This window comes from Mangrovibacterium diazotrophicum (assembly GCF_003610535.1).
Taxonomy (GTDB): Bacteria; Bacteroidota; Bacteroidia; order Bacteroidales; family Prolixibacteraceae; genus Mangrovibacterium; species Mangrovibacterium diazotrophicum.
The window spans coordinates 1,474,285-1,496,080 of record NZ_RAPN01000001.1; the positions used below are offsets into that span (position 1 = coordinate 1,474,285).

Below are 21,796 nucleotides of genomic sequence, written 5' to 3' on the forward strand. Positions count from 1 at the left end.
AAAGTTGAGTCCTGGAATATACCAAGGCTAGGTAACACTTGGGCTCATTCTCAACCGGTAATTTTTGGGGCTTTCACCTTTAAATCGTTTAAACGTACGATTAAAGTGAGGGATATCATTAAAACCAACAGCAAAGCAAATATCGGCGACCGTGATATCTGTTTGCCGAAGCATCAGGCACGAGCAATCAATCCTGTATTCTGTCAAATCTGTAAAAAACGACCTTCCTTTCGCTCGCTTATAAAAACTGCAAAACGAGGAACGGTTCATGCCAACAAAACTGGCGACATCGTCTAGAGAAATGCTTCGATGGTAGTTGTGCACCATGTAGCGGGTCACTTCATGCAGCTTTTGTTTGCTTTTAGTATTCTTATCCATCAAACCGACAACCCGGGGCTGGTCTTCTGCACCAATGAGCTGAAAAATAGACAGCAAGGAGCCCAGCTGCTCGATGTCATTTTGCCGAGTCATTAGGGTCATTAATTGCTGCACATTTGATAAAGTATCACCTTCGAAGCTAAGTCCGCGGTCAATTTGTTGCAACTTACGCACCATCTCTGAAATTTCCGGAAAAGCAAGGGCACAGCGTTCCAATAAGTTGGTTGGAAAGATGATGGTAATATTTTCTATTTTCCCCGTTTCGTCATGGTCAAATTGATCGAAAAACCAACCGTGTGGTAAATCAGGCGGAATCAAAATAACCTCCCCCCTGCTAAATACCTCTAGGGTATCTCCAATCAACCGCGTACCGCTACCGGTGATGACATACGACAGTTCCCAGGTGTCACTTCGGTGGAAGCCAATCTGCTCATCCCACGAAATACGCACATGATCAAAGTAAAATGACTTTCCATCATTAAACGAAACATGACAATATTTTACATCTTTATCGATATCCATGCTCTCTTTTAGCTGAAAATATAAATATCCGACAATAAAAACCAAAAATAGGACAAATAAACAATTACTGCTTAATGTATTTTTGACACATAAACTAAACAACCTAATGATTATGAGTTTTCTGAATTTAAACAACTTTTCCGATACAAAGAAACACTACCAGATTCTGGATGGATTACGTGGTGTTGCAGCGATCATCGTGGTGTTGTTTCACATCCTCGAAACCTTTACCGGCGGCGACCACACCAAACAAATCATTAACCATGGTTACCTGGCTGTCGATTTCTTCTTTGTGCTCTCCGGCTTCGTTATCGGCTATGCCTATGACGACCGTTGGGGGAAAATGAGCCTGAGGGATTTCTTTAAGCGACGTTTAGTCCGCCTGCACCCGATGATTATTGTGGGTATGCTCATTGGTGCGGCAACGTTCTATCTGCAAGATTCCTATTTTTTCCCTGCGATCGCTCAAACGCCAGTTTGGAAAATGTTACTGGTTATGGTAATCGGTTTTACCTTAATTCCAGTTGGTCATTCGTTGGATATACGAGGCTGGACTGAAATGCACCCTCTGGATGGCCCAGCCTGGTCACTGTTTTTTGAGTACATCGGAAACATTCTGTATGCGCTGTTCATTCGCAAACTGTCAAATACATTTTTGGCAATCCTGGTATTCATCGCCGGAGCAGCACTTATTCATCTTGCTGTAACCAGTCCTCATGGAGACGTAATAGGCGGCTGGTCCATCGATCCTGTTCAATTGAGAATCGGCTTTACCCGACTGCTCTATCCGTTTCTTGCCGGTCTATTACTGTCGCGCATTGCAAAACCGGGGCAAATCAAAAATGCGTTTACATGGGCCAGCTTAGTCCTGTTTGTCTTTTTGGCAATCCCAAGAATTGGGACACACGAGACAGTCTGGATGAATGGACTTTATGATTCAGTGACGATTATCTTGATTTTTCCCCTTATCGTATACATTGGTGCTAGCGGGGAATTGAAAACAAAACTGGCATCTAAGCTGAGTCGTTTCCTTGGCGACATTTCCTACCCGCTGTATATCATTCATTACCCTTTCATCTATATCTATATGGCATGGATTGCTAAGAACCAAGAGTTTATAAATACTTCACCTTACGCTAAAACAACCTTAGTTTTGATATCTGCAGCTTTGCTCCTTGTGACCGTTGCTCTGGCACATGGACTTTTTAAATTCTATGATGTTCCGGTTCGGAAATGGCTGTCGAAGAAATTCATGTCAAAGGCAGCTAAATAAAAAGGCTATGCACCGATTCACATTGGCCTGGCTTCTGTTGCTACGGTGGGGTGCTCCATGCTCGCCGGTTAAACTCAAATTTTGAGTTTTTACCATTGAGCTGTCGCGGATTAAGGCAAGGGGAACGCGAGAGCGGGATTCATATACCCTTGTCTGTTCCGGGAAGCGATCAATAACTTTCGGCAAATTTGAGGAGTAACCATACTTCCACTTAATCTTCACTGACGATAGTGAGCCCGCGAGTAATTTTGACTAAAAATACAGAGCATGGAAAGGTTCGAGATCTCATTTACCTCACTTGCACCAATAATGGAGCGCAAGATTAGAGTAGCAAGCGCGTAATTATCAATTGTCTTTTCCATCGAGTATCTCAAAAACACAAGAGTGGTATGTGCAGATTTTGCACAAACCATTTTTTTCAAGTTCACCTTCTTTGACAATGATGTTAACAACTTTAGGCGAACTTGAAATGTAAACCTACTCTATAATTTACCTTCTTTCCGAACTACCGCGGAAACCTCGGTAGTTCGATAACCGCGAAGTTCTCCTGGTTCTTGTATATTTCTCAAACGCGCTCCAGGAATATCTCAAGAAACCAATCAAGCTGCGGTTGTAATCTACCTTCAAGGGATACCCTCTGTCAAATATACGATTCTTCCCAAGCATATCATTGATTGTATTAATGTGCCGAATTTGAATCTCGGGACTCTCCCCTACTTTGGTGACATTCCCGAGAACGTGAATAAACTCCAATTTACTAGTGTAAAACGTAGGATGCATCCAGCCATTATTAGGCACGGAGCATTATTCATGAAATATGAATGAATCGAAGAATTGAGTTAAAACAAATCAACGGGGCGAACAGAAGAAGAAGTTGAAATGCAAGTGATAAAAAAAAGCCCGATACGACGCAACCATCGACACAGGCCTTCTTTACCATTTGAGACGAACGACAAAGGTAAGAAAACCAGCTTAGTGGTCAAAAGAAACAGATAGTAGCAAACGGCAGTGATAAATTGTTACAAAATTATCAGATCGTTGATTAAGAGATCGGGGCATCTGGCCAAAAGTCTTTGGGCGAACAATTAAAAGTTTTGGCTATCTCATTAAGGTGGTTAATATTATACTTAGCTCTTCTTTTGGAAGACTCAACATGAGACACAAAACTACTACTCATGCCTATCTTCTGGGATAAAGCCATTTGCGAGAGTCCTTTGCTCAACCTCATCTCTCGCACTCTATCAATTATATATTCTTCAATTTTTGTCGCCAACAGCAAGACTATTTAACTACAAATTGGAAGATTTTTTCATTTTCCATCAACGGTACATGTACCATTAAATATTTTTTAGTACCTTCGCTCCTAAATATTACATTTGCGACTTCTTCAATAGTTGAAAAATATTAGAAGCATTCGCTTAGAATCTCGGACTGAAAACTGGTAATTTTTAATGTACACGAGATAATAAGTTAGAAAGGCTCACGACCCGGGCGTGGGCTCTCTTATTCGTGTACAGGTATACCAGTACCTCAGTTCGGTAAGTTGAGTCCGCGCCCTTCTTATTTCAGGCGCTTTCAATTTAAATGTCTCTACTTACCGGCTTACATCATACCTGTGAATAGGTTTGATGATAATTGTATATACTTTAAACTATAAAAAGTGTTGCCTATGGCGATTTATTCTTAATCAAACAGGATAAAAGCAAAAGCCCGCTACAACTGTTTGGCGACGTGTAGCAGGCCTGATCGTTAATCATTTTCTCAAATCAATTAACACCCCAAGTATATGAAAAACTTTTCATTTTTCATGGGGCTGCGACCTGCATGCCCTGCTCTAATGGAGAACAGCCGTCAAAACGGTTCGCCCCTTCTCGTACTACGACACCACCATTTATGCGTTAAACATCCGATAAAATGAGAGATCATGCTCCGACTCGATAGCTTTAACTCATATATTTTTGTTCTGCCCCGACAAGGTTTAATCTTACGTTTGGAATATTTCGGGCCTTTTAAATGCTGGGACGTGTATTCCCTTCGTCACCGTCAGATCCTGTACACTAAAAAGATTAAGTCGCCTGAGTGAGTTGGTTGGCTTGCCACTAACAACAGCTGGTAACAGCTGAAAAATACATTCACTTAATCCGTAATACTTAATTCCATAATTCTATGAAATTAACCAAATACCTGGCAGGCATAGCTATATGTGTCCTGTCCCTGCAATTCTATTTCCAAACCCAGGCTCAACAACTCGAAATCGGCGACCCGATTCCGGATCTTTTACTGGACCATATCGTTAATTACCCCGGCGGTTCTGCCAGGCTTTCCGACTTTGACGGAAAGCTTGTCATCATCGACTTCTGGGAAACCTGGTGCGCACCATGCGTCAAAAGCCTGCCACATATGCAGCAGTTACAACAAGAGTTTGACGGGAAGCTGCAAGTACTGCTGGTAAGTACCCAAAAAGAGGCTACCATCGATGCCTTTCTTCAGAAAAACAACATCTCTCTCCCCTCGGTCACCGAAAGTGAATATCTCAACAAGCTCTTCCCGCACAAGAGCGTCCCCTACCAGGTCTGGATCAAAGACCGTAGGGTTTTTGCCCTTACTGCGCACCAGGCAGCAACATCTGAAAACATACGGGGCGTGCTCTCTGGTAAGCTCAGCTCTCTGGCTGAAAAGAAGTTCGACTTTAGTTATGACCCTGCCAAACCCTTACTACTGGAAGGTAACGGGGGCCAAGCATCAGACCTGCAATACCGATCTCTGATTACCGGCTATATAGACGGCATCGGTGCCGGCGGAGTCAGTACAGACAGCCTGGGACGATACAAACTAAGGGCGCTCAATGCCAATGTGAGGCAGCTGTATACTTCGGTCTTCCGCCTGGGAGGATTTGATCCGCTGGCCCGTGCTAATCGTTGCATCCTTGAGCTGGACACTGCCAAAGTACTTCCGCCGGGGACGATCCCGGCTTACGCGCCAGAGGTGCGCGACAAGTATTTCAGCTATGAGCTGATTGTGCCTCCCACCCTAAAAGACCGTGCCAACGAGCTGATGCTCCAAGACCTGAACCGCTTTTTCGGGGCGCTGTACCATATCCGCGGAACCGTTGAGAAACGCACCGTCGAATGTTGGGTACTCCGAAAAAAGCCGGGAGCTGAGAAAAAGCTGGCATCCCATAGCCCGGAACCAGAGAATTCACTCGATAAGTCCGGCATTCGCACCTGCCGAAAGCTGGCTTTTGATGACTTTGTCCGGTCTGTGAGCTACCTCTACCACAAGCTCCCCTTTCCGGTGGTTGACCAAACGGGTATCAGCGGAGAGATTGACATCAGTTATCCGACTAAAGAGGAAGATATCAGCCGATTCTCTGACTACATCGAACGCTACGGGCTGTACCTGCAACGCGAGCCTTGTACGATTGATATGCTGGTGATCAAACAAATTGAATAGTAAACCCAATCCATAACCCCTATTATGCATCAAAAAATCATTTTTACCACTATACTTATCATTGCTATAGGATTTACGTCCAAATTGATGGCCCAGTACAGGCAGCTATCGGGCACTGTACTTAACACTGAAGAGCTGGCCCTTCCAGGTGTGTACATTACCACCACCAACTTGAAGGCGTCCGCGATTACCGACAGTCTGGGACATTTTCAAATAACTGTTCCTGACCAGACAGTCGTTCTGCAGGTCTCCCATATAGGCTATGCCCGCAAAACAGTTCATGTCCCCGATGATGACGCTCCGCTGACCATCCACCTGGAGCAGGAAACAGTGACCATTGGAGAGGTGGTGGTCTCGACCGGCTATCAGACCCTCTCGAAAGACAAAACACCGGGATCCTACTCGGTTGTTGACAACCAGTTGTTAAACCGCTCAGTAAGTACAGACATTCTAAGCCGACTGGAAGATATCGCGCCCTCCCTGCTCTTTGACCGGCGCTTTGACGGCTCTCCTTCACTGAGTATCCGCGGACAAAGCACCATCAGCTCGGATGAAAGTCCGTTGATTGTGGTCGATAACTTTCCGTATGAGGGCGATATCGACAATATCAACCCCAACGACATCGAGAGCATCACCCTTTTAAAAGATGCGGCAGCCGCATCGATCTGGGGCGTACGGGCTGGTAACGGGGTAATTGTTATTACCACCAAACGAGGACGAGAGGGACACGCACCAACCATTGGGTTTAATGCCAATGTCACGGTGGGCGAAAAGCCCGATTTATTCTACAGCCCGCAATTTCTAAACTCATCTGACTTTATTGATGTGGAACAGTCGCTGTTTGAACAGGGCTATTACAGCTGGATGGAAGGTTATTACACCCAGCCGGCTATGTCACCTGTCGTACAGCTGCTAATTGCTCAAAGAGACGGGTTAATCAATTATGAAGAAGCTGAAGCGCAGCTGGATGAATACAGAAGCCGTGACGTGCGCCGCGACTTTGATAAATATTTCTACCGAACGAGTGTTAACAGGCAATACTCGTTATCGCTGACAGGTGGTGCCACCAATATGGACTACTACCTGAGTGCCGGTCTGGACCGCAACGATGACGCTCTGGTGCGCAACGGACTAACCCGGGTGACCATCAATTCCATGATGAATTACCGCCTGGCAAGATCACTGGAGCTGTCAACCGGCATCAGTTATGCCCACAGCAAGCAATCATGGAACAACAGTGGTATGTCCTCAGTAACCAGTGGTGGAACCTACGGGCTGTACCCCTATGCCCGGCTGGCCGATGATAACGGGAATCCCCTGGCGATCGTTCGGGATTACAATGCGGACTTTGTCAGTCAGGCAGAAGATAATGGTTTGTTGGACTGGTCGTACCGTCCCTTGCAGGATCTGGAGGCGAACGACTATACTTCTGCCACAGATGCTTTACGAATCAACTCGGGCTTGAAATACCAGCTGACTGATTGGCTGAACGTAGAAGGACGCTATCAATACGAGCGCGAGAACAACCACATCCACCACCTTCAGAGCACAGAGATGTACTATACGCGTGACCTGATCAACAGCTTCGCCTACACGGATGACGATGGTTTCATCCAATTTCCGGTCCCTGAAGGAGGGATACTGGATAACAGTGATACTGCTATTGATTCGCATTCGGGCCGAATTCAGCTTAATGTGGATAAAACATGGAACGGCGGTCACCAACTGACTGTACTGGCCGGAACTGAAATCCGGCAGGCACGCACAACTGGGATCTCAAGCCGGGTTTACGGGTACAACAAGGAGCTGATGACTTTTAGTTCAGTGGATTATGTCAGTCAATTCCTTCTCAATCCGGATGGCTATACCGACAGAGTTCCAGACGGCAATTCTCTCAGCGAACTAACCGACCGTAACCGGTCGTACTATGGAAATCTATCGTACACCTTCCGCGAACGCTATATGCTTTCGGGTAGTGCCCGAAAGGATGAATCGAACCTGTTCGGGGTCGATGCCAACAACAAAGGTGTTCCACTCTGGTCTGCCGGTGCGGGCTGGTTACTGAGTTCGGAAGAGTTTTACCCTTTCGCTTCGTGGCTCCCGGTTCTCAAACTCAGGGCCACTTACGGATACTCCGGAAACGTGAACAAATCGCTGACGGCCTATGCTACCGGCTATTATTACTCCAATAGTGAAACCGACCTTCCCTATGTGCAGATCCTCACTCCCCCAAACCCGAACCTGAGATGGGAAAAGGTCAGGATGGTTAATTTCGGAATCGATTTTGCAAGCAAAGACCGGGTTTTCTCGGGTAGCATCGAGTATTACCGAAAGCGGGGCTTTGATTTGATCGGCCGATCACCACTTGACCCAACCATTGGTTTTGCGGTCGGTGGTCGCAATGAGTTCACAGGTAATAACTCTGCCCTAAAAGGACAAGGTCTGGATATTCAACTGACCCTAAATAAAACCTTCGGCTCCTTCAACTGGACTAGCCGACTCCTCTACAGCCACCAGACCAACCGGATCACCCGCTATGACTATGAAAGTAGTAGTATATCAGCTTACTTCACCTCTGTTCCTGTCCCTGTTCCCGGTAATCCCCGTTACAGTATCTACAGCCTTAGGTGGGCCGGGCTGAACCCGGAGAACGGCGATCCGCAGATTTACATGGGAGGAGAGATCACCAGTGATTACAGTGACATTGCGTCCAACCTCACGCTGGATGACCTGGTTTGTGAAGGTTCGGCCCTGCCAACAAGCTACGGCTCCCTGCGCCAGGATTTTCGACTTGGTGATTTCTCTATCGGTGTGAACATCAGCTATAAGTTTGGATACTATTTTCGCAGGCCTTCGCTGAGTTATTCCGCCCTTTACAACTCCTGGACAGGACACGAAGAATTCAGCAGACGGTGGCTGTCTCCGGGTGACGAGCAACATACCAATGTCCCGTCTATGCCCGTGGTTGGCACCAACTCCTACCGAGATAATGTGTATGCCAACGCTGATGTCAACGTAGAAAAAGGGGACCATGTCCGGTTACGTGATATCAACCTTTCTTATGACCTGATCCGCTCCAAACACCCCTGGCTACCGTTTGCCAAAGTTTCCTTGTATGGCTATATCAACAACATCGGGATCATCTGGCGGGCAAACAAGTCCGGTCTCGATCCGGATTATATCTATCAAAGTTACCCGGCTTCAAGAACTTATTCACTGGGTATTCACCTAACACTGTAAACAGCTATGAAACATTACACATCGATATTACTGTTATTCCTTTTAGCCCTTACAGCTTGCAACGAAGACTTTCTGGAAACCAAACCGGATACAAAACTCGTGGTACCGTCCACACTGGAAGATCTGCAAGCCTTGATTGACTACTACAACATCCATAATGCCAGTCTACCCGGCATGGGCGAACTATCTTCTGACGACTACTATATTTTATACGACCGCTGGAATGCTTTGTCTTCAGCTTACCAAAAAAATGCCTATGTCTGGGCCAAAGAAATCTGGGAAGGAAACAACTCACTGGATTGGAACAACCGCTACCAACAGGTATTTTATGCCAACTATGTACTTGAAGGACTGGAAGAAATAAACCGGGCGGAAGACCCCGAATGGTGGGATCAGCTTGAAGGCAGCGGCTTGTTTCATCGGGCGCATGCTTTCTATCAGCTGGCCCAGCTTTTCTGTCCGCCTTATGACTCAGATTCAGACAACGACGGCTACGGACTGCCGCTGCGAACAACTTCTGATCTGAATGTTCACTTCGATCGCGCGACAGTTGAGGAAACCTACCAGCGGATTCTGGCCGACCTGGAGCAAGCGGTCCGGGTACTTCCCGAGTCGGATAGCTACAAAACACGACCGGTAAAGGCTGCAGCCTATGCGCTGTTATCACGAACTTACCTGGTGATGCAGGATTACGACAACGCGCTGGCATTTGCCGACTCGACAATAGCTTTCAATTACGAATTGATTGATTTTAACGCTCTAAATACTTCGGCATCGTATCCCATGGAGAGGTACAACAGTGAAGTCATTTTCCATAGCCAGATGACCCGCTACACGCCCCTTAACAGCTCCCGGCTGATTATCGACTCAACATTGTACGATTCGTACCTCAATGATGATATCCGTAAAGAAGCCTGGTTTAGAACAGTCAGTGGAAATTATACCTTCAAAGGTAGTTATGATGGTTCAACGCAAATATTTAACGGTCTGGCCATTGACGAATGTTACCTCACAAAGGCAGAATGTCTGGCACGTAATGGTTCTCTACCGGAGGCTCTCAACACCTTGAACCAATTGCTTGTCACCCGCTTTAGGGAGGGTACATTCAGCCCCGTCACACTGACTGATCAGCAGCAGCTTTTACAGGAGATCTTACTGGAACGACGAAAGGAACTTCTGTTCCGGGGTATTCGATGGGCCGATCTTAGGCGTTTAAACCTTGATCCGTCAACAGCCAAAACACTTTACCGGTATCTGGACGGAACTATTTACTCCCTGGAGCCAAACAGTCCGAACTACACCTTACCTATTGCCGATGATGTCCTTCAACTCTCCAATCTTCCCCAGAACACACGACAGTAGCGTAAACAAAACCCGGGAACAGGTTTCCCGGGTCTAATTAAACAGCTGAGAAGGTGCCCGCTTAACGGGCATCTTTCTTTACTCATCTTTAGATAGATAGTCGATGAAATTATCAACTTCCGCAGATTTTACCTGGCGTATGCCACCAACAATTTCGGTTTGGCTTTCCAGGTATTGCCGGGCACAGTCCGGTTCATCCAACCTCTCCGTACAGGACGAAGGTTGGCTTTGGGAAGAGATGTTTGTCAGGTTTTCACCTGATTCATCCATCAAAAACCAGTAGGTTGCCTGTTGTTGCGAACTGCTTTGATTGGCAACGACAAAAGCACTGGTGCTCATCACCAGAACTACAGCTACGAGAATTAATGCATACTTTTTCATACGTGTATTCTTTTTTGTTTTTAAATCGGGGTTAATTTTCCGCTTTGGCGGGAAAGGCCTGCGACGGTCATTCATCTGACCAACCGTCACAAACAGGAAAGATTAGCAGCGGGAATCCCCGCCGGAACAATGCCTGTTGCCAAATGCTCGGGTTACCAGTATTTATTTGAGGGAAATACCATGGCTTAATCTGACATTTCAGCACATACCGGCTACTTACAACAAGTAATTTGAAATAATGTAAGATGGTTGATGCACTGTCCATAACTTTACAGATTTGATCATTTGTAAAATTATGGAAGTAGCCTCCCCTTTTTGTTGTCCTGAATTCAGAACAACCTGATCCTAAGTTTCATATTAATTTATCTTAGGATAAAGATTTCATAATCACCAGATAATTCAACTAAAGAGACCAGTTCATGGATGACCATTCTCCCGTACCATCCGACTGAGTGATTGCGGCGTGATATTCAGATAGGAAGCAATGATCTCTTTTGTAAGCCTCAATTCGATTCCCGGATAAGTCTTCAACAAATGCAAATACCTTTCCCAGGCAGACCAATCGGATAATTGCCGGTTTCGCTGCATGAAATAATACACATACTGGAGCGAAATACAACGGGAAAAGACTTCTGCTTCCGGGAAGGCTGTAAAAATCTCACGAAGGTGACTGTAGGAGATTGATAACAGACGGCTGTCCGGCATCACTTCAATATTCACATCTGAGGCTTTACGTTGAAAAAAGCTCACCGGATCGCAGACAATGGCCCGCTGCGTCCAAATAATCGACGTGACTTCCCTTCCAGTGCTTTCTCCAATATGAAAGCAACGAACAGTTCCCTGCTCAACAAAATACATGTAATCTGATATGTGACCGCTGTTCAGTAGTAGATAGCGATGGCGATGGCGGGTTACGACTAAACACTCATTCACAGCATCAATAAGCTGACTGGCGTAAGTCTTATCAGTCAATTTTTCAGGCATTGGTCTTAGCCGAAAAATGACATCAAACAAACTGTGATTTTTCAAAACGGGGGTCTATTTTAAAGGTTCATAATTTCCGGTCAATTTTCTCCAAGGTGGAAACATCGATATCTACAAAAGCAGTTTGACTGATCGATTTTAAGGCGATTCCAAACCTGTTTTTGCCATTCTTTCGGGTCAGGATTCCTTCATGGCCAGACAACGGTCCGGAGATAATTCGTACATGCTCACCCTGACTGAACTTCGCTTCCACTGTAATTTCCTGCTCCAATTCTATCATCTGCTTAATTCCTGCTAACTCTTTCTCCGAAACAATTGCTGGTTTTCCGTCCAGGGCAACAAGATTCACCACTCTTGGTAAGGATTTAATCGTATGCAGTTCATACTCGTAGGTATAAACGAAGATATAGTTTGGGAAAAGCGGCTGCTCAACCACTTTCTTCTGCCTGTTTTTCCATACCCTAAGTGAGCTGAAGGTTGGACAGTAAACGTCGTAGCCTCGTCTTTCTAACTCAACGCACACTGACTTCTCTGCTCTCGAACGCAAGTAAAACAGGTACCACCGTTTGGGGACAGAACCAACAGGAGCAATAACACCATTCTTATTTCGCTTCGGGGATATTGTCTTTCTTCCACTCATACGCTGAATTGTTTGATTCAATTCAGGTCCGGATATACCAACACCAGTCAGGTAAACTGCTCCAAGCTATTTACCAGTTAACTGGATTGACAGATGAACAGGAAAAAATAAAGGACACCTGTTTTCACCGGGCCATGAAACATCCCCTTTTCACCGGCCAAGTGTGAGACTGCCATCGGCGCTCCCAGTCCTAAGAAAGCATGCCGAAGGCACATCAGTTAGCAAATTCAACCGAAAACCGTACATACGGTATTCTAAATTAAACTATTATTACACAAATTGCAATTTTATTTAACTTTTAAAATCTTTTTGATCTCAAAATCACTAATTTTTGAAACATATGTTAGTTTTACTCATACACAACATGCTGAAAAACAATTTACAGACTGGTAAAGAAATGATCACAAACAACAAAGTAAACTACACGAAGACATTGGGAAAGAATCGATTATCAGATCAAGTTTAAAAATGGATTATTTATAATACATAATACAACCCAGTAAAAATCATCGTTTTTGCTTAAGTTTGTAATATAAGCATCAACAACAAAAAATGAACACCAAAGACCGAATCATCCTTGAGGCCTTCAAATTATTTCTCAATAACAACTTTGAAAAAGTCAGCATCGCTGATCTAGAGCAGGCTGTTGGGAAAACAAGAGGAGCTATATTTTATTTCTTTCAGAATAAAGAAGAAATTTTTAACCAGGTAATCGATACCTATATTATCAAAACCCAAAATCCCCATCAAAAATTCAACTATTGCGATGGTATCTCGCTTGAACAATTCATCTATCGCTACGTCAACGGGATCAACGAGACCATGTCGAAAATGCTATCTCTCTCCGTCATAAATATTTACAAGAACTACTTTGCTTTATACCTGCAGGCTGCGCGCATCTATCCTAACTTTGCGGAAATCATGACCCAAAACTCCATTCAGGAACTCGCAATGTGGGAGACGGTGCTATTGAACGCTGTTCGATCCAAAGAAATAAAAAAGATAGATACCAATCGGTATGCCATTTTATTTCGAAGTTGTTTTCTTGGCTTAGCTTTTGATCGATGCCTTACCCATGGCCTTAACACGGAAGAATTACTTCAACTATACCTAGACATTTACAAGCAAATTAAACTTTAATTAACAATTTAACCGTGCATTGTTAAGTAATTTTGTATACTTTTACATACCAATTAGTATGTTTTATTGTTATGTATCCACCCGTTTATATTACTTCCAGCAGCAAATTTTTGCCGAACGCTCCGGTCTGTAACGAGGACATGGAACGATATTTAGGTCTTGTTAACGGAAAACCATCCCGGGTTCGTCGAATAGTCCTGAAACAAAACGGTATCAAATGCCGGTACTATGCGCTGAATAAAAACCAACAGACAACGCATACAAACGCGGAACTTGCCTTAGAATCCATTAAAGGCCTTTTCCCTGATGGAAAAATCCAGAGCGATATCGATGTACTTGCCTGTGCGACCGGAAATCCGGATCAGTTGTTACCGTCACATGCGTCAATGGTTCACGGGCTAATGAAAAACAGGCCTATGGAGATCTACAGTAGTGCCGGAGTATGCCTGACCTGTCTGCAGGCGCTGAAGCTTGCCTACATGAGTATTCTGTCCGGACAAGCTCACAAAGCGATCTGCTCCACCTCAGAACTGGCATCTCCTACCCTTCTTTCTAAGAACTACGAGGAAGAATACGAATATTGTACTAAAGTTGGAACAGATCCTTACATGGCGTTTGAGAAAGATTTTTTACGCTTTATGCTCAGCGATGGAGCCAGCGCGGTATTACTCTCGGATAAGAAAAATGAGAATGGTCTTTCTTTAAAAGTAGAATGGATTGAAATGACTTCCTATGCCAACGAGCTACCTACCTGCATGTTTATGGGCGCAGAATTACGAAATGACGGTGAATTAAAAAGCTGGAAGGAATTTGAAAGTCAGGAATTAATTAATCGCTCAGTCTTTACTGTCAAACAAGATATTCGCCTTTTGAAACCCAATATCATCCGTTATTGGGTTGACCATATTGAAGAATGTTTGCAAAAACACAACGTTGACAGCTCTGAAATTAACTACGTCATTCCGCATGTTTCATCCATGTTTTTCTACGGGAAGTTAGCAGAGGAAATTGAAGCCAGAAATCTCGATCTTGGAACCGGGAAGTGGTTCACGAACCTGACGGAGATCGGAAATATTGCGTCGGCGTCAATCTTTGCCGCCTTGGATGATTTACTGCAAGCCGGACAACTGAAGATCAACGATAAAATTTTGCTTTTGGTGCCGGAAAGCGGACGGTTTTCGTATGGCACAGCGTTATTAACTGTCGTGTATTAAACAAATTTCAGAATTAGCCGCATGCAAGTGGACTGACAGCGATACACTTGCAAAATTCAGCTCCGAATTGATAGCTGAGGTATTCATATCATTTACACCCCATGAAAAGGGGTTAGTTGACTAAAACATTACTACTTATTTCTCTGATTTATAATTCGAAAGTCAACGTTCGTCAACCGTGTATCTCTATTTACACATACTTAAACGAAGAAGCCAACACAGATTGATTTCAAAAATTACACTCTTCACATATCACTAGATAGACATTAAAATACGATGTAAAATTTTATCAATTTAATTAATGAAACACCATGAAAAAAACAACCTCAATTTTTGCTGCTGTTCTTGCAGCTTTTGTAATGTACTCCTGCTCTGAAAGCAACGAACAGGTAATACAGGAGGGCCAAGAATCTACTTACGTCGGCCTAATATCAGGAGTAGATTCAGAACCTTACATTTCGGAAGAAATGAGAAGCATCATTGCAATGCTTGATACGTCGTCTTCAGATTCACCAATACCAATTGACAATTTAATTCCGGGGTTTGAAAATATTTCTATTTCAGTGTCGGATTCTTCTATTGAATTACAAACAAAATCAACAACAACTAGCACGGAAGACGCCTATACTGTAGTTACCGGGTATACAACGTATTCTACACTCTACTCCGGGGTTTACGCAAGCATTAATGCGACCCAGGCATCAAATTTTAACTTTACCGCAGGCAATTATTACATTACCTGCAAAGCAATAACAGCAACCATTTCAACAGGCGGCTTTGATGTTTATCCCGAAATTTTGAATACAGATGTAATGGGAGCAAGTCCCGATGATACAGACCAAAGAGGATATCATGTGGATACCATCGTTTCGAATTCCCTGTATAAATTCACAACTTATATCTACGGTATTGCTTACACAACCAATAATGATATTGTTTATTGGATCCCTGCAATACCGACTACTTTTAATTACGATGCTGACTACAGGAATAACATGCAATGGAGATTCTATGCAATATAGAAACTAGGTAAATTTCCTTAAGAATACTGCCTTTAAGACTAAGACAGTATTCTCTTATTTTAGAGACTCTTAACTTTTTCAACATAACAGGGTTCTCAAGATCTCTACTTTCTGTTAACTCTTTAAACGAAAAGCCATGAACAATTTTCTCAAAATTCTCCCATTTATTTTAGTCTCAGCATTTACGTCGAGCTGCAATAAAAGCACGGATGAACCGGACGATCCGGAAGATGACACCAATACCGTCCAACTGTACTACTCTACTGATGGAATAAGCGGAGAAGCGCTTACAGATTTAGACACGATTACGATTAACCTGGCAGATACCTTTCAATTCTATGTCGATATTTCAGACACTTCTAAAGTATTGGACTATTCATTAGACTATTCCGTAGATAAATCGGAGACAGGGATCGACCCTTTCAATTTCGAAGATAAAGGAGAATATCAATACCTGTTTTCAACGAATAAGTCCGGTATCTTTGGCATTGGGGTATTTGTAAGTTTCCGAAGAGACGATTACAATTACAGTGCTGATTTAGACTATTATCTTGCGGGAATTTACATCAACGTCCCAACAATAGACTACACAATTATTTCACTTGAAACTCCAACATACACCATTGATGTAGACGATGATGCTCTGAAAAATGAAATTACCGACGAATTAGAAACAAAGTATACACTAAGCTTGCGACCGTTAACGCTGGCAAGTAGCACGCTAACTAGTGGAACATACCAATTAAAAGATACATCCGGAGAAATATACAGTGGAAATTTCACTTCAACAGACACCTATAGCCTGACTGATTTGTCTTTCATATACAATGACATAACATTCAATTACAACTTGATCGAGGAAGAAGACGGAAATGGGAAATATTTCCTTTTTACTCAAGATTTAACTGACATCTACCAATCCAAATATCCGGAACATACCATCGATAAAGTTGCATTAACGTTTAGGGGATTTAGAAATCAAGACTAAAAACGAAAAGACAAGGCTCTATGTGATTCGCTAGAGTTTTAGCTGTGAACAACTGGAGTTCTCATAACGAAAGAGATCTCCAGTTGTCTTTTTATCGAAAACACTCATTTCTCTTTTAGTTAATCGAATTTATTTTATTCCATGTATTGTAGCCTTTTACATTTGTTCCGGGAAGCGATCAATATCTTGCGGTAAATTTGAGGAGTAACCGTAACCCACTCCAGCAGAGAACTCTGCTAGCTTTCAATCGCCAAAAACGAAAAATTCAAAAAGACGACAATCAATCAAAATTTATTATATTTACTCTTGCTAAACCAGAGATCAACCAACCTATGAAAAGGAATATCGCTGCGCTAATTCTTCTTTTAGCTCTATTCGCATGTGAATTTTCGCCTTCTGAAGTTCCACTATCCGATATTGAAGAACCGCCTGAAATCGCTCCAGAGATCTTCTTCGAGCTCAACCCTGAAATGGATACGCTAAAGCTTTCTGAAAATACCTGGATAAGCTACGAAGTTGAAACCGGCGACAGGGAATTGTATCAAATTAAGGTTGCACTAGACAATACCGAAATCGGCAATGTGAACTATGAATCCAATCAAAAAGTGAGAGCCTATATTCCGGCTACTTCCCTGTCCGACGGGATTCACCAGTTAAAAATTACCACGTATACCTCAACGAATTCGGGAAGTATTGCTGATAAAATCGGCAGCGAAGCCTATGGGTACGAATTGATCTGGCCGGTAATCATCAATAAAGAAGCCAAACGGGAATTTGCATTCACAACTGTTGAAGCTATTCCGGAAGGAATCAAAATAAACTGGACGGCATACCCGTATGCAGATTTTGATCATTATGAATTAAGTATCTCAAATTATGGATCATCCGGACAAATAGTAAACATCGAAGATCCGGCGATAAACTACTACATAGACTCGAATTATATTGAGGGAATTTATTCGAATTACACCATCAAACTTATTGATAAGAATTCCGGATTCAACATTGATTTTGCCGGCTTCAACATGCCAATTGAGCCACCAGTAGTGCAGGTTAATCCGGATTGCACCGTTGACCTGCAGTGGAACCGCTCAAAAAACGAATCTTTTGTCAGCCAATACTGTATCATGACATCTGTCCCCAACTACGGGACGAAAGAAGAATATGATCTGGAAGATTTGAATGACACAACAATCACGTTGGATCAAAAGATAGGTTTTGCCGGAGACTACCAGGCTCAACTTCGCTATATCCCCAAAGGCTATGATAATTATCACTCCGTTCTGAACACCTCAGGAGGAGTAGTTACTTTCGCTTTGGGAGATTCCATTCCCAGATTTGAAGAAGCTTTCCGGGTTGTTGCTGATAATTCCCTCATCCTCTACAAAAACAAAACCATCTTTAAATATGCGCTTGAAACTGGTGAAAGTTCAGAACCAATCACAATCAATCTTGAGGGAAATGGCTACACGGGGATGATTTATGGTTCTCCTGATGGCAATTGCTTTGGATACCTGGAGAATCACAAGTTGGTTATTCGTCAAAGCTCCGACTTTTCGATTCTAAGTGAAACTGCGATTGATGGATTTGACGGGTACAATCTCCAGTTAAACGGAATCTCTATATCCAACAATGGATTAATTGGAACGACCGATTATTTCAAACACTTTTGCCTTTACGATGCTTCAACAGGACAAAAACTATTGGAGAAGGAATATGGCTCTGATCTTTATCCCCGAAAAGTTCTTATTTCTGGCGATGGAAAAAATCTAGCTGTCATGGCTAATGTTTACAGTAAATACACCACAGATTTAATCTACTACCAATTCGATGGCACCCAATTAACCGAATTAGGAAGTGTATCCGGGGTACTGGAAGACAGCTGGGAAGTACAGATGTATGGCCCTGCGGAGACCAACCAACTGGTTGTATCGCACTGGAACAACATGTACGATTACCTGATTGAAATCAGAGATTCCCGGACATTTGAGTTGATCTATTCTGCAAGTGTTCCCACGCATTTTGTTCCGGTTGCTTATGATTTTACTACGGAACGTGCTATTACTCAATATCACGCATTTCCAGTTCAAAAGTATTCCTATTTGTTCGACCTCAAAACAGGTCAAAAAACCAAAGCTGTATTCTTTAGCGGCAGAGAACCATTACTCTTCCACAACGGGACTGTATTTGCCGGCAACGGGAGATCAATACCTATTGACGAGTATTTATCTGAATAGAGCTATTTACAAGACACAATTCCATGAAAAAGATAAAACTTATATTCATACTGTCCTTGGTTGCCGTCAGCCAATTATCAGCACAAACGTTAGCTGAAAACCTGAAGTTTGGTATAATGGGCGGCTATGACTTTTTCGCCCAGGATGAACTGAAAGCAGTCAACACCAGCGTAATGAATTCGTTGCCGTTCGAGAGTAAGGTTATCAATGATTATAAACCATCATTTTATTTCGGCACCTATCTTCAATACCAGCTTTTTAATCACTTCGACATTGGTCCTTCCTATGAATATCACTACTCCGGCTCAAGAGTTGGAAGTCGCGATTATTCAGGGCAATTCATTTTCGACCAGTATATTCATACTCATCAGATCGCATTGAAAATAGACTATGCACTAGTTTCTTCCGATAGGATTGAGGCTTGTATACAATTAAATAGCGGCGTTAACCTCAGCTCTTGGAAAATGGACACTGATTTCGAGTTGGGAGATAACGGACAATACGAAAATCAACAAAGTACTGATGAATTCAAAGGACTCAGCTGGCACGTCTCCCCTGCAATCAAATGTGCTTACCAACTTGGTCCCAAGATTTCACTGACCGCGGCTGCTGCATATGCTTTTGATCTGGATCCAAAGTATCATTACAAAGACAACAAAGATTGGAAAGCAACCCAATATCCAAAGTGGAGTGGATTGAATTTTTCGATAGGACTCGAATTTCATTTCAAATAAGGTTACTTCGTAATAACAGTTGCTTTCGACCACCACGACAGTCAGATCATTAATTTACGAATTCCCAGTAAATCAATTCTCGGTATCAATCCGAATAGTAAGAATTCGCTAATTCCAAAACTCAGCCAAAGCCTCGGCTTGTTGTAAAACTGTATAGGTTGTGACAAGTTACAACGAAAGCTCATTTCAATTCCTGTATGGTACGATTGTGAGTATGGACAAGGGGTCGAATCCCGGCATCTCCACTTTTAAGAAATGTATCAACCTAAAAGCGAGAAACTTGAATAGCTCGCTTTTTTTTCTTTGGCTAACCAAACAGAAAATAATAATGAAATTTATCGTTTAATGAAATTTTCTTTCCGCCACTGAGCCTATCTTATTATTTCATCAGTCGGCCTACCCTCTCTTTGGGCTTTTGGAACTGCTACATTTGACTGGACGGTAGGTTAAGTAGAATCTATTTACCTACATTATGTCTTAATAGAATGATGTTTGACAAAGGATATGAGAAGAAACTAGTAGAACTGTCCTATGTGAAGGGATACACCAATGAGATCGCTGATGAACTAGTCTTTTAGCATGACGTTATCCAGACTCAGATCCGCATACATCTGCTTGAGTTTGCGATTCTCTTCTTCCAACTCTTTTAAACGCCTGAGTTGTGAAGAATCCATACCTGCATACTTCTTGCGCCAGTTGTAAAATATGGCTTTCTAGACGCCATATTCTCTGCACAGCACTTGGGTATCAATGCCGCTTTCAAACTCCTTTAAGACCTTGGAGATCTGACTTTCTGTAAATCTGACTTTTTTCATCTTGATTTTCGACTGCTTAAAATTACTAATTTGTCTAATTTTAAACTGTCCTATTTTCAGCTAAGGCTACAGAGTGAAATTACGCCCAAAAATACGACAATCATTCTCTTTTTCTTGTCTATATATTCGTAAATACAGACCAATCACAATGTTCATTGCCCGACTCGATAGCTTGCTCCATTTTAGAAATGATGATGGGAGCATAGTCCAAAGAACAAGACGTTGCGTTCGATGCTTTAAGCATCAGTTTTACATCCTTAAGCCCTCCCGAAAGTTCAAAACCAACATTTTCCTGATATTCACGATCCATAATCTTTTGCGCATAAAATTTGAGTATCGGGTTTGAATAACTGGATTCAAATATTTGCTTGTAAAATGCCCGACCGATGCCTGTTGCATCCCCCATAGCATATAATTGCCCCATCAACTCCATATTAGATACGGCAAAATAGTTAACTGATAATTTCGCATAGTTCGCAAGCCAAGGGTCATTTCCAATCACAAGTGTTGCAGCTGAATACGCTGAAGATACCTCCCTACATTGATCAATACATTCTTTTTCACCTGCCATTAAAGTAAGCAGTTCTCCGGATTCTGCAGCATCTGGTCTTCCAACGACTGCCCCCATAACAAAATGGCTGCCATGCTTACGATGGATTTCCTCCAATTCCCTGGATAGTTCCGGCGATATAGTCGTTGCGCAAAGGTGAATTCCTCCTTTTGCTAAACCCGCCAGGATACCATCTTTTGCATTGACAATATTCCGAACCGATTCATCGTCCATCAGAGAGGTGACAACTATATTTGCAAGACTGGCCGCCTCAGACGGCGTTTTTGCCAATATGGCTCCCTTTTCTACAAAAGGTATGGCTTTATTGCTCGTACGATTATAAACCACCAGCTCAAATCCTGCTGCTTGAATATTAGCGGCTATACCTTTCCCCATTTTACCGAGCCCAATCATGGCTACTCTTGGGGATTTCTCGTCCCTTGCTTTCGTTTCACCGGCTTTAAGTGCCTTAATTAACAAGCTAAACCACTGTGCTACTGACAAATCCCCCACCATATTTACGTCTCCATTATCCATTGCCCTGAATAATGCTTGCGGATCGCTACTGGTCATGGTTTTGAAAGCGACGTTAACATCTTTCCACACCATTTGCACATCTGCATCTCCGAACCTTTCTGCTTTAGTGAATATGTGCCCTTTGCTAAATGTAAACAGTCGTCCGACGCTACGATCAGCCGTTCTAATTAGTATTGATCCGGTTCTGGTTTTTAGTCGTTGACGAAAAAGATCATTGTTCTTATTTGCCATTTTCATCTTTATCGACAAACCCAATAGTAATAACGATAGTTTCATAATGCTGTTATTTTAAAAATTACAGCACAAAGATCAGTTCCCCAAAAAAT

16 protein-coding genes and 2 pseudogenes are annotated in these 21,796 nt (G+C 42.9%); 11 read left to right on the forward strand and 7 right to left on the reverse strand.

Annotation, left to right across the window (positions count from 1 at the left end):
• Positions 1 to 27: 27 nt before the first annotated feature.
• Complete coding sequence (locus tag BC643_RS05835; protein ID WP_120272204.1) at positions 28 to 900, reverse strand: AraC family transcriptional regulator; 873 nt, start codon at positions 898 to 900, stop codon at positions 28 to 30.
• A gap of 112 nt (positions 901 to 1,012) precedes the next feature.
• Between BC643_RS05835 and BC643_RS05840 the strand changes: the two genes are divergently transcribed.
• Entirely contained in the window at positions 1,013 to 2,173 is a 1,161-nt protein-coding gene (locus BC643_RS05840) for an acyltransferase family protein (RefSeq protein WP_211337994.1), read from the forward strand.
• A gap of 1,042 nt (positions 2,174 to 3,215) precedes the next feature.
• Here BC643_RS05840 and BC643_RS23735 read toward each other — a convergent pair.
• Positions 3,216 to 3,401 carry a helix-turn-helix domain-containing protein gene (locus tag BC643_RS23735; protein ID WP_120274166.1) on the reverse strand — a complete coding sequence of 62 codons (186 nt, stop codon included), beginning with the start codon at positions 3,399 to 3,401 and terminating at the stop codon, positions 3,216 to 3,218.
• Between the two features lie 938 nt (positions 3,402 to 4,339).
• On the opposite strand from BC643_RS23735, the pseudogene BC643_RS23740 reads away from it, so the two are divergent.
• The 4 genes and pseudogenes from BC643_RS23740 to BC643_RS05860 form a co-directional block, all read left to right on the forward strand.
• Positions 4,340 to 4,729: pseudogene (locus BC643_RS23740) on the forward strand (TlpA family protein disulfide reductase); the annotation flags it as partial.
• A gap of 87 nt (positions 4,730 to 4,816) precedes the next feature.
• Positions 4,817 to 5,626: a DUF3738 domain-containing protein gene (locus BC643_RS23590; RefSeq protein ID WP_245994869.1), complete on the forward strand. Its 810-nt coding sequence runs from the start codon at positions 4,817 to 4,819 to the stop codon at positions 5,624 to 5,626.
• A gap of 87 nt (positions 5,627 to 5,713) precedes the next feature.
• Positions 5,714 to 8,866, forward strand: a complete 3,153-nt coding sequence (locus BC643_RS05855; RefSeq protein WP_170154469.1) for a SusC/RagA family TonB-linked outer membrane protein — start codon at positions 5,714 to 5,716, stop codon at positions 8,864 to 8,866.
• Between the two features lie 6 nt (positions 8,867 to 8,872).
• Positions 8,873 to 10,228 (forward strand): RagB/SusD family nutrient uptake outer membrane protein, encoded by a 1,356-nt coding sequence (locus BC643_RS05860; RefSeq protein WP_120272207.1) that lies wholly within the window; start codon positions 8,873 to 8,875, stop codon positions 10,226 to 10,228.
• Between the two features lie 78 nt (positions 10,229 to 10,306).
• On the opposite strand, the gene BC643_RS05865 is transcribed toward BC643_RS05860, so the two are convergent.
• The 3 genes from BC643_RS05865 to BC643_RS05875 form a co-directional block, all read right to left on the reverse strand.
• On the reverse strand, positions 10,307 to 10,609 hold the full coding sequence (locus tag BC643_RS05865) for a hypothetical protein (RefSeq protein ID WP_147377148.1): 303 nt from the start codon (positions 10,607 to 10,609) through the stop codon (positions 10,307 to 10,309).
• A 417-nt stretch (positions 10,610 to 11,026) separates the two neighbouring features.
• Positions 11,027 to 11,638 carry a Crp/Fnr family transcriptional regulator gene (locus tag BC643_RS05870; protein ID WP_147377149.1) on the reverse strand — a complete coding sequence of 204 codons (612 nt, stop codon included), beginning with the start codon at positions 11,636 to 11,638 and terminating at the stop codon, positions 11,027 to 11,029.
• A 22-nt stretch (positions 11,639 to 11,660) separates the two neighbouring features.
• Entirely contained in the window at positions 11,661 to 12,233 is a 573-nt protein-coding gene (locus BC643_RS05875) for a UpxY family transcription antiterminator (protein ID WP_120272210.1), read from the reverse strand.
• Positions 12,234 to 12,785: 552 nt separating this feature from the next.
• On the opposite strand from BC643_RS05875, the gene BC643_RS05880 reads away from it, so the two are divergent.
• The 6 genes from BC643_RS05880 to BC643_RS05905 all read left to right on the forward strand — a co-directional run bounded on the left by BC643_RS05880 (position 12,786) and on the right by BC643_RS05905 (position 19,568).
• A complete protein-coding gene (locus BC643_RS05880) occupies positions 12,786 to 13,373 on the forward strand; it encodes a TetR/AcrR family transcriptional regulator (protein WP_120272211.1) in 588 nt (195 codons plus the stop codon).
• A 71-nt stretch (positions 13,374 to 13,444) separates the two neighbouring features.
• Positions 13,445 to 14,587: a beta-ketoacyl-ACP synthase III gene (locus tag BC643_RS05885; RefSeq protein WP_120272212.1), complete on the forward strand. Its 1,143-nt coding sequence runs from the start codon at positions 13,445 to 13,447 to the stop codon at positions 14,585 to 14,587.
• A 311-nt stretch (positions 14,588 to 14,898) separates the two neighbouring features.
• Positions 14,899 to 15,609, forward strand: coding sequence for a hypothetical protein (locus BC643_RS05890; protein WP_120272213.1), 711 nt, complete (start codon positions 14,899 to 14,901; stop codon positions 15,607 to 15,609).
• 136 nt (positions 15,610 to 15,745) lie between these two features.
• On the forward strand, positions 15,746 to 16,597 hold the full coding sequence (locus BC643_RS05895) for a hypothetical protein (protein ID WP_120272214.1): 852 nt from the start codon (positions 15,746 to 15,748) through the stop codon (positions 16,595 to 16,597).
• Positions 16,598 to 16,929: 332 nt separating this feature from the next.
• On the forward strand, positions 16,930 to 18,834 hold the full coding sequence (locus BC643_RS05900) for a hypothetical protein (RefSeq protein WP_120272215.1): 1,905 nt from the start codon (positions 16,930 to 16,932) through the stop codon (positions 18,832 to 18,834).
• 23 nt (positions 18,835 to 18,857) lie between these two features.
• Positions 18,858 to 19,568 (forward strand): hypothetical protein, encoded by a 711-nt coding sequence (locus BC643_RS05905; RefSeq protein ID WP_120272216.1) that lies wholly within the window; start codon positions 18,858 to 18,860, stop codon positions 19,566 to 19,568.
• 569 nt (positions 19,569 to 20,137) lie between these two features.
• Here BC643_RS05905 and BC643_RS23595 read toward each other — a convergent pair.
• Together BC643_RS23595 and BC643_RS05915 are read right to left on the reverse strand one after the other, a co-directional pair.
• Positions 20,138 to 20,383: pseudogene (locus tag BC643_RS23595) on the reverse strand (transposase); the annotation flags it as partial.
• A gap of 118 nt (positions 20,384 to 20,501) precedes the next feature.
• Complete coding sequence (locus tag BC643_RS05915) at positions 20,502 to 21,746, reverse strand: NAD(P)-dependent oxidoreductase (RefSeq protein ID WP_120272218.1); 1,245 nt, start codon at positions 21,744 to 21,746, stop codon at positions 20,502 to 20,504.
• Positions 21,747 to 21,796 lie beyond the last annotated feature (50 nt).